Genomic DNA, 11846 nt, shown 5'->3' with positions numbered 1-11846 from the left:
TTCTATCGACACTCCAAAAACCCAAAATTTTCACTCCTTATTGAATTTACTACAAAAAGGGAAGGAGAAGCAGCCTGCGGCTGCTTCTCCTTCCTGCTTCTCCTTCCTACTTATAATGATTACCATTATTGTAATTGGTGATTTTATTCCTTGGAAGTCCCTTATCAGCATTAAGATTAGTAACTATTGTTTTAAAATCACTATCTTTTGCCTGAATGGATAGACTATTATTTTCCAAGTTGTTCGTAACTACAGTATTTAGCATAAGATTAAGGAGTGGAAGGTCTAATTGCGAACAAACCACTATTTTATATCATGTTGTAAATATTACTGTAATTACTTAACAAAACTAAGTAATATCAAAGGAATTTAATAAGTTAAGAACTTGTTGCTCAAGAAAAGTAAAGCTAGATTTCTACGAGCCAACTTCATTTCAAAAAAGAAAATAATTTCTTCGATGCGGCAAAGAAGGAAGCGTAAATTATATTTAGCATATTTACATACATAAGATATAATATAATACCAAATATTTGCTACCGAGTTTGCCGAGCTACTTGTTTTAGGTTTCTCTTGAGGAAAGATAGGCTTGTTCACTGTTAATCAATCGTTACTAAAGGGTAGGGTAAGGCTTGATGGATACTCTCCTGTGTAAGCGACTGTAACTATATAGCTGAGTAATTTTCCAAGAAGTATATTATATACAATGAGTTGCTTTTGCCTGAGAAGACAAGAAAAATATGTTGTTGTCGCGTAAAGCCATTGCTACACCTTTTGTAATTTGTGTGTGTATTTTAGGAGTTGGCTTGATTCAATTTCCCCAATTACAAAAACTGATAAATAGCAAACAATCTGCCTCCTTAGAAACTCTAGATAAAGAAATAAAATCAGAAAACATCCGTCTGAATTTTATCAAAAATATGCCTAGTTTTGGTTATGATAATTTCATTGCCGATTTGGTATATATCAATTTTTTACAATATTTTGGAGATGATGAAGTTCGGGATAAAACAGGTTATAGTTTAAGTCCCGAATATTTTGAAGTTATTCTAGAACGTGACCCGCGATTTTTAGAAGCGTATCGCAGTCTTTCTATCAGTACTTCATTGTATGCTGCTATGCCAGAACGTGCGATCGCACTATCACAGAAAGGCTTAAAATCGCTATCTCCCTTCGTTCCCGAAAAGTCTTATTACGTGTGGCGTTACAAAGGAATTGATGAGTTATTATTTTTAGGCAATGCTCAAGCTGCCCAAAAGTCTTTTGCAACGGCGGCAAACTGGGCTAGTAACTTTTCAGATGCAGAGAGTCAGCTTATAGCTAATACTTCCCAAAAAACTGCGGAATTTCTAAGTCGAAATCCTAACAGTAAATATGCTCAGATTGCTACCTGGTCAATGGTTTTAAATAATCAAGTTGATGAAAAAACTCGAAAACGAGTAATTAGGGAAATTGAAAATTTGGGAGGAAAAGTAATTATAACTCCTGAAGGGACTCAGAAAATCTTATTTCCTCCAAAGGATTAAATAATTATTCATAGCATTTTTTTGCGAGAGAAACTTTTACAAGATTGTAATGTTCTCGATAAATTGAGAAAGTAATATGAGTACGCATAATATTTTCAGGAGCAATACTAATGTCAATACAATTAGGAGAATCGGACTTTCAAATATTAAAGTGTTTTCCTGTCACGTACCAGTTGCGTCCTCACCAAGAGCCGGCTAAGTTTGTAGAACAAGTTCGATATCAAATGAAAGAAGGATATCAACTTGTATTCTTGGAAGTAGAGCAGCAAGCTGTGGCAGTGGCTGGATTTCGCATTTATACCTGTTTAGCATCAGGAAAGTTTTTATATATTGATGACTTAGTTGTTGATGAATTAAAGCGGTCACAGAATTATGGTAAACAGTTATTTCAGTGGCTAATTGAATATGCAATAAATCATGACTGTGAACACCTGAGTCTTGATTCTGGTGTTCAGCGATTTGCAGCTCACAGGTTTTATCTCATGCAGCGCATGAGCATTACAAGTCATCACTTTGGAATAGAGTTGTAGTAAGAAGCAATCTGGTTGTGAAAAATGATATTTTTTGGTATGGCGGCAAATTAATTGAGTCCCGAATTTTAGAGTTAGACATTAATGATCCGGGTTTACTTTATGGGGCCACTGTTTTTACAACGTTGCGGATTTATCAGAACTCGCTAGATAGTAATTTAACTAATTGGCAAGCACACTGCGATCGCCTACTTTTCTCAGTACAATCTTTTGGTTGGCAGCAACCCGATTGGAGGCGTGTGCGTCAAGGTGCCCAAATTCTCCTCGGCCACTTCCCCGTTCTCAGAATTACCCTTTTTCCCGATGGCCGGGAATGGATAACTGGCAGATTCTTGCCAGAGGATTTGAGAGAAAAACAAAAAACTGGCGTTGTGTGTGCCGTTGCTAATTCTGAATTTTATCGCTCTCTCCCCTCTCATAAAACCGGAAACTATTTGAGTGCTTGGCTAGCAAAAACTAGCTTAGATGCTCAAGAAGCAATATTAGTCGATGCTGTAGGAAATTGGCTAGAAACCAGCACAGGCAACCTTTGGGGATGGTACGATCGCAGTTGGTGGACGCCGCCAATAAAGGCAGGAATTTTGCCAGGAATTGTGCGATTGCAACTTGTAAACTGGTTGCAAAACCACCAGCAGTCGGTGCTAGAGGAACCTTGGACGGTCAAGTTAGTCCAGAGATTTGAAGCGATCGCCTACACTAATAGTATGGTAGAAATTATTCCCATTCATACCGTTCATCAGCCCACAGGGTCGCTACAATATAATCCCTACCATCCTAGTTTTCTGCAAATAAAGGAGCTTTTTGTAGCATCATAGCCACGCCACTTTGTTACACTTAAGATAAGTTAACATAATTCTTAATAATGACCTCTCGCAATAGAGACGCTAGGCGATGGCGCAAAGCGCCCGCTGAGAGCTAACGCGCCAAAAATACCGGAGGATAGACCTTAGTGAATAAAAAATGGAGAAATGCGGGGCTGTACGCGTTGCTGTTTATTGTCGTCATTGCGCTGGGAACAGCATTCTTTGACAAACAACCTCAAAGCAGAGAGACATGGCGATATAGCCGATTTATTCAAGAAGTTCAACAAGGCAGAGTAGAAAAAGTCAGTTTGAGTGCAGATCGCTCTACAGCAGTGGTTACAGCTAAATATGACGGAAATAAAAGGATTGTGACCTTAGTCAACGATCCAGACTTGATCAATACTCTGACTTCAAAAGGCGTTGATATTTCTGTTTTGCCCCAAAGCGATGAAGGATTTTGGTTTAAGGCACTAAGCAGCTTATTTTTTCCTGTATTGCTTTTGGTTGGCTTATTCTTCTTGCTCCGTCGCGCTCAAAGTGGCCCAGGTAGCCAAGCGATGAACTTTGGCAAATCTAAAGCCAGAGTCCAAATGGAACCACAAACTCAGGTGACATTTGGCGATGTTGCTGGTATTGACCAAGCCAAGTTGGAATTAAACGAAGTCGTAGACTTTCTGAAAAACGCCGATCGCTTTACCGCAGTTGGTGCAAAAATTCCTAAAGGTGTGCTGTTAGTTGGCCCTCCTGGTACAGGTAAAACTCTCTTAGCTCGTGCTGTAGCAGGTGAGGCAGGTGTACCCTTCTTCTCGATCTCCGGTTCGGAATTTGTAGAAATGTTCGTCGGTGTGGGTGCATCCCGCGTCCGCGATTTATTTGAACAAGCTAAAACTAATGCTCCCTGTATCGTCTTCATCGATGAAATTGACGCCGTAGGTCGTCAGCGGGGTGCAGGTTTAGGTGGTGGTAACGATGAGCGGGAACAAACCCTCAACCAGTTGCTCACAGAAATGGACGGCTTTGAAGGCAACACAGGCATCATCATTATTGCCGCTACCAACCGTCCTGATGTCTTAGATGCAGCATTGTTGCGTCCAGGTCGCTTTGACCGTCAAGTTGTGGTAGACCGTCCCGATTATGCCGGACGTAGCGAAATTCTCAAGGTACATGCCCGTGGCAAAACCTTGGCGAAAGATGTGGACTTGGATAAAATTGCCCGTCGTACCCCTGGTTTTACTGGCGCAGATTTATCCAACCTGCTGAATGAAGCCGCAATTCTGGCAGCACGCCGGAATTTGACTGAAATTTCGATGGATGAAATCAACGACGCAATTGATCGCGTATTAGCTGGGCCAGAGAAGAAAGACCGGGTAATGAGCGAAAAGCGTAAAACCTTGGTGGCATATCACGAAGCTGGTCACGCTTTAGTTGGTGCTTTAATGCCAGACTACGATCCTGTGCAAAAAATTAGCATCATCCCTCGCGGTCGTGCAGGTGGTTTAACTTGGTTTACCCCCAGCGAAGACCGGATGGACACTGGTTTGTACAGCCGTGCTTATCTAGAAAATCAGATGGCTGTGGCTTTGGGCGGTCGAATTGCTGAAGAATTAATCTTTGGTGAAGAAGAAGTGACCACTGGTGCTTCCAACGACTTGCAACAAGTAGCACGGGTTGCGCGTCAGATGATCACCAGATTTGGGATGAGCGATCGCTTGGGACCAGTCGCCCTTGGTCGTCAGCAAGGTAACATGTTCCTTGGACGGGATATCATGTCAGAGCGTGATTTCTCTGAAGAAACCGCTGCCGCCATTGATGAAGAAGTCCGCAAACTTGTGGATGTAGCCTATACACGCGCTAAAGAAGTGTTGGTACGTAACCGCCACATTTTAGATCAGATAGCGCAAATGTTGGTTGATAAAGAAACGGTAGACGCTGAGGAATTGCAAGAAATTCTATCGAATAACGATGTAACAACCGCTGCGTTTGCCTAATTTGATGAGTAGTTAAGAGTTAAGAACAATTCCTAACTTTCAACTTCTAAGTTTTAAAATTCGCGGTAATTCTGGGATTTTCTAGAGTTACCCCAATTTTTTTTAATTCCTTGTCAAAAGCCCGGCCTTAATGGCCGGGCTTTTAATCCGAAATGGGGTTATATTCCCCGAAGGTTAGTTATAGAGTTTCAGTATAAATCCGTAGTCTGATAGAGACTACCACCTGAGCATAACCAATTCCGGAAAATTAGAAAAATTTTTCTAGATACACCCAAATAAGAAATCTATAACTCAATACGCTTGGGTTAGAGCCACATAAAATAGACCTCTTGCATAAGTCGAATAGACCCCCCTTAATCCCCCCTTATAAAGGGGGGAAACTTGGAATCTTGCCCCCTCCCCTTTATAAGGGGAGGGTTGGGGAGGGGTGATTCAAGGATTTTTGCAAGAGGTCTAATGTATTGCGTAGGTTGGGGAGCCACTGCGCCCAAGCGGTTTCCTGACGAGCCTTGCAAGTGGCGTTTGAGGAGCGAAACCCAACCTACACAAGCATTTATTGGGTCTAACTACCCTGCCTTAAGCCGCCTTTGGCATCTATGTTCAACCCAACCTACAATTATCCTTAACTAACTGTATTGAGCTATAACTCTGACTTAAAAAAGAAAAAGATAGAATTTAGTGATCATTAAGTAGATTAAAAATTTACATCCGTATCTCCTGTTGCCGTCTTTGATAATTAGCAACTTGGATTATTTAGTGAAAACTAGAAATCAAGGTAATTCTGAGATTTTACAGAATTACCCCAATTGTTCTGAATGCAAAAGTATCGATACATTCTGTGGCGCACCCCTTATAGCGATCAAAAGTGTTCTCCTTTAGATAACTTTCCGAATCTTGACATAACTACCGTCAAGAGTGACTCGACACTCAACCAATCGCCGATCTTAAAGTCTGGATGTCGGTTTTAAAAATAGCCACGCTACAAAGAACGTAGCCGCTGTGAATAGTTGCGTTAAATCCAAAGCAGATAGATAGCCATCTGCAAATGAAGCAATGCTGCGATCAGTAATGCCAAATACCCAGGATGATAGTCCAAACAGCCAAATCCCATTCTTGAGATTTCCGACGAATTCCTTAGAGTCTGATGGTTTTTGGTCTTTCATGAGCTTCTGTTCTGTTGGTGAGAAATTTAGTGATTGATGCGAAATACCTGCCATTGGGAATTTTTCTGACTCCTGATGCTGAATTTACACTTCCTACTCATAATATTAATAAATATTTCAGCTACTTGACTTCGCTACTCAAAGGTACATCTCCTAATGTTGACATCCCTCCTTTGGTTCTGTAACGTCTGATAGATGGCAATGTGTTGATTTATCAGCGTTACAGCTTTGGGTTTGAATGTTGAGATTACATTATCTTTAAATAACTATATAAATATTTATTTATATTCATGGTTAAATCCTCCATAGGATAGATGCATTTCGGAAAAAGCTTTATATTGAATCACGTCGAGCCGTCGTAGTGGCGCACATCTGTGCGTCACTACGCGATGATCTAGATTTTTGGGTCAACCAAGCGGATAGTGGGACGACTCTGATGCAAGTCTTGAACTACTTGCCCAGCAGAAACTACAGCTACAAGGGCAATGATTGCAACAGGTAACACTTTGCCTAAGATAGCGATCGCTAGCAGCACAACTGCACCTCCAAGTCGATACTGAAAACGAATTTTGGAATAACGGATCACCCCAAATCTGTGGAGAATGCTGACAGCTAGAGAACATAATGCTACTGAACCACAGATGAGCCATCGCTGGGAATCGGGTAATGCTAAAGTCGGCTTACTCAACAGGATTTGTTCTACACTAACTCCAGCAGCAATCCCAATCACTAACGGTAAATGGGTGTAGAGCCAGAGATTGACAACACCGACTCTTCCATTTGTCCGCGCTATTTGAATGGGTTTTGAGGGAACACGCACTATTGGAGTCGAGTACCTGCACCAAGGAACGATACACCAAACTTTTGTGAATCAAGAAGTGATTCTTTCTACTGGCGCCTTCGATTCGCCCAAACTGTTGATGCTCTCTGGGATTGGGAATACAGAACAATTATCTTTGAGGGTATTCCCCAAACCCAAGCTTTCTTGTCTACGAATCCCAGTCCTAACTTAGTAAATTAAGTAATGGTTGAAGCATATATTTAAGGTGATATTCAACTAGAGGCAATCTATGGCCATACTTTGACAACATATATCAAAAGCGATCGCATGGTAGGAGTCGCTACCTTATTCCAATAGAAATATCAGTCTATTGAACTCGGCGTTTTATCGGCAACTTGTAGTGTATGGGGTCTAGTAATGATCTCCGTAGGCTTTAGAGGTTGTTTGAAAAGTGATATGTTGTAATATTTTATCGAATTATTATCCCCCTTAGTCCTCCCTTTATACAGCATTTTGCATCTAAATGAAGTACATCCTTACCCCCCTTAATCCCCCCGATGTATTGGGGGGAAATTCCCAATCTAGTTCCCTCCCCAATCTATCGGGGAGGGTTAGGGAGGGGTATTTTTGTACTTCATTAACTTGCAATCTGCTGTAAGGGGGGAAATAAGAAAATCCGGTTCCCTCCCCAATATATCGGGGAGGGTTAGGGTGGGGTAAAAAATATTTGATACATCAATCATGACTTTTCAAACATCCTCTTAGACGCCTAATGAAGTCTGGCTCAACAAACTCATCGGCTGTACTAACGGCAGCAATCACATAGGTAGCTTAGGTTCTGATTTTAAAGCGGGCGATGGGACTCGAACCCACGACGATCACCTTGGGAAAGTGAGATTCTACCACTGAATTACACCCGCGAATTGCTGCCATAAACTTAGGGCTATAATGAATCATACCATTATTTGCAGCTGTTTTCAATTGGAGAACATACACTGTTTTGGCAACTGCTGATGTATGAGTCCTGTGGCTGTTCATATTGGGAAATTTTTTAGCTAGCTGATGACGACACTTACTCCCATATTTAACTAAAGAACAATGTCCTCACCTCGCTCAGTGAAGCGAACCTCTTTAATATTCCATTGGGCATTACTCGTTAGAGTTTTGCGGAGACTGCCAAACAGAGCAAACTGTTCACAACTAGAAAGAGAAGTTATTTGCCGCTTTGACTGAGGAGATATTCGCAAATCAACTGTAGCAATGCCATTTTTGATATTGACACGATACCCAGACAAGCTAAAGTCGCTTGTATCTCGTTTTTCTAAGATTTTACCCACTACATTTTTCACTGGTTCCTCGGCTGGTACTGAAACCTTTTCTGGAATTAGTTTTTGGCACTGAGTATCACTTGTATATAGTGTGATTTTGGTAGTTTTGTTAGCGGCAGCTTTAGAAGTTGGTGAGGAAGGCGTATTTTCCTTAGGAGATTCTTGATTGGAAGATTTTTCTCTCAACTGAGCTACGCTAGGAATTTGGCTGGGAGTCTGAGATGATAAGCTATTCGTTAGTGTTGGGCTAGGGGATGGCGTTCTGCTATCAACATTACCAGCTGTGGGGTTAGAACTACAACTGCTGAGGCTGACAACCATTGCCATAAAAATAATGGGTAAAAAATATCTCTTGGTTGTGTTCATAAACTTTGCTTACAAGTGATATTGCTACTATTAATTTCAGTGTTGGTGGTATCAATTCCGCATAAATTTGTGAATATCAGCCAGTCTATAAAGCGTCAACCTCAAATCTGTTAAGGTCAAAGGTTATACTATACACAGATTGCTATTGCACTGGGCGATCAAAATACGTGTGATTTCTCTTGCCAGTTTAGTCAGCACCACGGGCTTTCTTCCAAAACTTGAAGAAAACAGCAACAAATTTTTCAGTCTTCAGAAGCGCCAAGCTACAATTGATCAAAAATTGTGATTCATTAGAAAAACTTGTGTATTTAGGTTGCTAATTAAAAGCAAATTACTAGTTTTCACTACTTTTTTGCTTGGTCAACTCCTGCACTAATAATTGCACACCCAAAGCCAACAAACCAATTGCTACTATACCAAATATCCCGCTTCCTAAAGCAACTACACCAACAACCAGAGTCCGAACAGCAGAAGAAATCTTCACCACCAATGGATTAATTGAATGGATCGGTTTAGTAGCGAAATTTGTGGCGATCGCAATCATCAGTGAATACACTGCATATGCCATTCCTCCAGAAATCACCGCCCCAGTTAAACAGCGTAACGGACTCGTTGCCGACTGTGTTTTAGTATCCGTTTGTGGTGTTAAATTTTGCTCACTCATACCATTTTAAATTTTATATTTTAGATTGGATCATTAGGAATAATTCTTGTCTATTCTTTATACTTCATTAACGAAAAAGAATTATTTAAACAGACGATGCCACTTTAATACCATGTGTGATTGTTCGAGTTACAAACAATTCTAAGTCCTGATCAGGAATTGCTTCCTTTACTTGCAACAAAACTAGTTCTGCCTGCTGTTGAGACTCAAAAAGAGCAAATACTGTTGGCCCAGAACCAGACATCATTGTTCCTAAAACGCCTTGCTTATTTGCGAATACTTCTCGCAGTTGCAAGACTTGGGGATAGGCTGGCAATACCACACGCTCTAAATCATTGTGCAGTTTTTGGGCAATTTCTCCCGCATCTTTATCCAGGACAGCTTTTACTATTGTTCCTGAATGAACTGCATTAGCACGCGCTACCAAGTTATCGCTATCTCTAATATAAGAATTACCAAACTGCTCTCGATAGGCTTTGTATGCCCAAGCCGTGGAAACTTCCAAGCTGCGGTATTTCCCCAACACTACATATATATTATCTAAACTCGGCAGGGGAGAAAGTTGCTCACCCCTACCTGTTGCGATCGCAGTTCCACCCGCTACACAAAATGGTACATCTGAACCAAGTGTGCCTCCCAACTCCTCTAATTCTGACTGAGTTAATCCCAATTTCCACAGTAAATTTATCCCTACCAACACAGCTGCTGCATTCGTCGAACCCCCAGCCAACCCAGCAGCTACAGGAATCTGCTTATTAACGGTAATCTCAACACCCCCATATTTGGCAAAGGCTTCGGGAAATTGCCTCGCCATTAATTCTGCTGCTCGGTATGCCAGATTACTTTTATCTGTTGGTACTTGTGGGTGGTTACAGTGAACACGGATGCTGTCAATGCTGATGGAACGCAGATCAATTTGGTCTGCAAGTCCGATACTTTGAAGTATCATGGCTAACTCATGATAACCATCAGGACGATTGCCAATGATTTCCAGATACAAGTTGATTTTGGCAGGGGCAATTAGGCTGTAGGAATGCATTTTGAAAGTTAGAAGTTAGGGGTTATGGGTTGCTAGTTGGGAATGGGTGAATTTTGGGTTTTGAATCAAAGCAATCATCTACATGTTCGCTCTTAAGTCCTCATTCCTCACTTTTAACTCCTAACTCATTTGCTAGGATTACCCATTGCTGAACACTCAGGTCTTCGGCTCTGGCTTGGGGATTTATTTTTAATTGTTCCAGTAAGTGGATCAGGCGATCGCGTTCAATAACAGATTGCAAATTATTTCGTAACATTTTGCGCTTGGCACCAAACCCCAACTTTAAAAAATTCTCTAACCGTCTTGGGTCAAGTGCTGCTATTTCTATTTTTCGGGGACATAATCGTACTACTGCTGAATCAACTTTTGGCGGTGGATGGAATGCGGCCGCTGGAACAGTGCAAATTAACTCACACTCAGCCAAATACTGTACCCGCACGCTCAACGCTCCAAAGGCTTTTGACCCTGGTTTAGCATACAACCTTTCTGCTACTTCTTTTTGTACGAGTAACACTATCGAGTCAAATGGTTCGGGATTGGGGTTAGCGATCGTACCCAGTAGTTTCTCGATGATTGGCCCTGTAATGTTGTAGGGAATATTGGCTACTACCTTATTTGGCTGTTGGAAACTGGGAAAGGCTGCCAGATAAGATGGTAAATCTAGAGTCAGAAAATCACCTTGCAGCAGTAAAAACTTTTCAGTCTTACCAAGCTGCTTTGACAACAGTTGGCATAAGTCGCGGTCTATTTCAACTGCAACCAAAGATTGCACCAGGGGTAATAAACGACGAGTCAGAATGCCCGTTCCAGGTCCAATTTCCAGCACGCGATCGCCTTTGGGGGAGCGATCGCTTTCTGTACACTCAGCTGCTTTAATTATTGCGTCGAGCGCCTTTTCACTTTTAAGCCAATGTTGAGCAAAGACCTTACGCGGTCGGATCATCTGTATTTATTGCCTAGTCTAGTTTTTAGCTTTTTCTCAAAAATTCATTATAAATTTTGAAGCCCCTCTACAGCGCTAGACTCACTGTAACTCCTATCTTCTCTTCCAAACGCTCCACGAACGTAGTCATGGCGATCAGGTAGATGCCGATATAAGCGTCACCTGTACGATGGGAGTCTTAAATGCTCTTAATATTATGTATATGGTTAGTTCAGGCGTAAGAATTCCGGATAAATCCCTCCAGCAAGACTATTCCTGCCTTTTTCGATAATCACTCAACGTGAATTATTCACCCAGTCAGGTTCAGCCACTTTGTTTTTGCCCCCCTCCCATTGCTTAAGGCATTCACCTGAAAGTAATGCCACTCAGGCGATTTGCCCTTTTAAGAAAAATAATAAATTTACCCCTTGACAAACTAGGGGATGACTAGTTACTCTAGTTAAGTCGGGAAGCAAAAGACGCAAACGGCCGCTGAACCTAAAAAACATAATACTTTGAAAGCTTAAGAAAAAACCAATCCTCGTCAAAAGATTTTGCTTTTGGGATTTCCCAAAAATATAATCAAAATTAGTAACTAGGATTCCGGGAAATATTTTTTTCGGAGCCACAAACTCGAAACACAACAAAACGGAGAGTTTGATCCTGGCTCAGGATGAACGCTGGCGGTATGCTTAACACATGCAAGTCGAACGGTGTCTTCGGACACAGTGGCGGACGG

At 41.4% G+C, this 11846-nt stretch carries 11 protein-coding genes, 1 tRNA gene, 1 rRNA gene and 1 pseudogene; 7 read left to right on the top strand and 7 right to left on the bottom strand.

Going from position 1 to position 11846, the window contains the following annotated elements; translation table 11 throughout:
• From V7K35_RS14745 to ftsH3, 5 genes are all read left to right on the top strand, one after another.
• On the top strand, window positions 1–223 hold a 223-nt coding region (locus V7K35_RS14745), incomplete at its 5' end, for a hypothetical protein (protein ID WP_335080035.1).
• A 514-nt stretch (window positions 224–737) separates the two neighbouring features.
• Window positions 738–1523, top strand: coding sequence for a hypothetical protein (locus V7K35_RS14740; protein WP_335080034.1), 786 nt, complete (start codon window positions 738–740; stop codon window positions 1521–1523).
• A gap of 110 nt (window positions 1524–1633) precedes the next feature.
• Entirely contained in the window at window positions 1634–2053 is a 420-nt protein-coding gene (locus tag V7K35_RS14735; protein WP_335080033.1) for a GNAT family N-acetyltransferase, read from the top strand.
• 17 nt (window positions 2054–2070) lie between these two features.
• Window positions 2071–2868 (top strand): aminotransferase class IV, encoded by a 798-nt coding sequence (locus V7K35_RS14730; protein WP_335080032.1) that lies wholly within the window; start codon window positions 2071–2073, stop codon window positions 2866–2868.
• A gap of 134 nt (window positions 2869–3002) precedes the next feature.
• Window positions 3003–4844: an ATP-dependent zinc metalloprotease FtsH3 gene (gene ftsH3, locus V7K35_RS14725; protein WP_335080031.1), complete on the top strand. Its 1842-nt coding sequence runs from the start codon at window positions 3003–3005 to the stop codon at window positions 4842–4844.
• Window positions 4845–5788: 944 nt separating this feature from the next.
• Here ftsH3 and V7K35_RS14720 read toward each other — a convergent pair.
• Window positions 5789–6007: a hypothetical protein gene (locus V7K35_RS14720; protein WP_273762292.1), complete on the bottom strand. Its 219-nt coding sequence runs from the start codon at window positions 6005–6007 to the stop codon at window positions 5789–5791.
• 394 nt (window positions 6008–6401) lie between these two features.
• The gene (locus tag V7K35_RS14715) at window positions 6402–6827 is read right to left on the bottom strand and encodes a low temperature requirement protein A (RefSeq protein WP_442939728.1); all 426 of its coding nucleotides are present in this window, start codon (window positions 6825–6827) and stop codon (window positions 6402–6404) included.
• On the opposite strand from V7K35_RS14715, the pseudogene V7K35_RS14710 reads away from it, so the two are divergent.
• Window positions 6811–6960 (top strand): annotated as a pseudogene (locus V7K35_RS14710) (GMC family oxidoreductase N-terminal domain-containing protein); the annotation flags it as partial. The gene V7K35_RS14715 and the pseudogene V7K35_RS14710 overlap by 17 nt on opposite strands.
• A 676-nt stretch (window positions 6961–7636) precedes the next feature.
• Here the strand turns inward: V7K35_RS14710 and V7K35_RS14705 are convergent.
• The 5 genes from V7K35_RS14705 to rsmA form a co-directional block, all read right to left on the bottom strand.
• Window positions 7637–7708, bottom strand: a tRNA-Gly gene (locus tag V7K35_RS14705).
• 168 nt (window positions 7709–7876) lie between these two features.
• Complete coding sequence (locus V7K35_RS14700; protein ID WP_335080029.1) at window positions 7877–8482, bottom strand: sporulation/spore germination protein; 606 nt, start codon at window positions 8480–8482, stop codon at window positions 7877–7879.
• Between the two features lie 334 nt (window positions 8483–8816).
• Window positions 8817–9146 (bottom strand): DUF3082 domain-containing protein, encoded by a 330-nt coding sequence (locus tag V7K35_RS14695; RefSeq protein ID WP_335080028.1) that lies wholly within the window; start codon window positions 9144–9146, stop codon window positions 8817–8819.
• A gap of 85 nt (window positions 9147–9231) precedes the next feature.
• The gene (ispE, locus tag V7K35_RS14690) at window positions 9232–10185 is read right to left on the bottom strand and encodes a 4-(cytidine 5'-diphospho)-2-C-methyl-D-erythritol kinase (RefSeq protein WP_335080027.1); all 954 of its coding nucleotides are present in this window, start codon (window positions 10183–10185) and stop codon (window positions 9232–9234) included.
• Between the two features lie 100 nt (window positions 10186–10285).
• The gene (gene rsmA, locus V7K35_RS14685) at window positions 10286–11128 is read right to left on the bottom strand and encodes a 16S rRNA (adenine(1518)-N(6)/adenine(1519)-N(6))-dimethyltransferase RsmA (RefSeq protein WP_335080026.1); all 843 of its coding nucleotides are present in this window, start codon (window positions 11126–11128) and stop codon (window positions 10286–10288) included.
• Window positions 11129–11752: 624 nt separating this feature from the next.
• Here rsmA and V7K35_RS14680 point away from each other — a divergent pair.
• Window positions 11753–11846, top strand: a 16S ribosomal RNA gene (locus tag V7K35_RS14680); the annotation flags it as partial.

It is taken from the genome of Nostoc sp., assembly GCF_036917275.1.
Classification (GTDB): Bacteria; Cyanobacteriota; Cyanobacteriia; order Cyanobacteriales; family Nostocaceae; genus Nostoc.
Note: the sequence above shows the minus strand (reverse complement) of the source record. Positions and strands in the feature narration are given on the sequence as shown.

Coding starts and splice junctions, on each gene's coding strand:
- V7K35_RS14740 (WP_335080034.1), top strand. CDS start 738: ATGTTGTTGTCGCGTAAAGCCATTGCTACACCTTTTGTAATTTGTGTG.
- V7K35_RS14735 (WP_335080033.1), top strand. CDS start 1,634: ATGTCAATACAATTAGGAGAATCGGACTTTCAAATATTAAAGTGTTTT.
- V7K35_RS14720 (WP_273762292.1), bottom strand. CDS start 6,007: ATGAAAGACCAAAAACCATCAGACTCTAAGGAATTCGTCGGAAATCTC.
- V7K35_RS14700 (WP_335080029.1), bottom strand. CDS start 8,482: ATGAACACAACCAAGAGATATTTTTTACCCATTATTTTTATGGCAATG.
- V7K35_RS14695 (WP_335080028.1), bottom strand. CDS start 9,146: ATGAGTGAGCAAAATTTAACACCACAAACGGATACTAAAACACAGTCG.
- ispE (WP_335080027.1), bottom strand. CDS start 10,185: ATGCATTCCTACAGCCTAATTGCCCCTGCCAAAATCAACTTGTATCTG.
- rsmA (WP_335080026.1), bottom strand. CDS start 11,128: ATGATCCGACCGCGTAAGGTCTTTGCTCAACATTGGCTTAAAAGTGAA.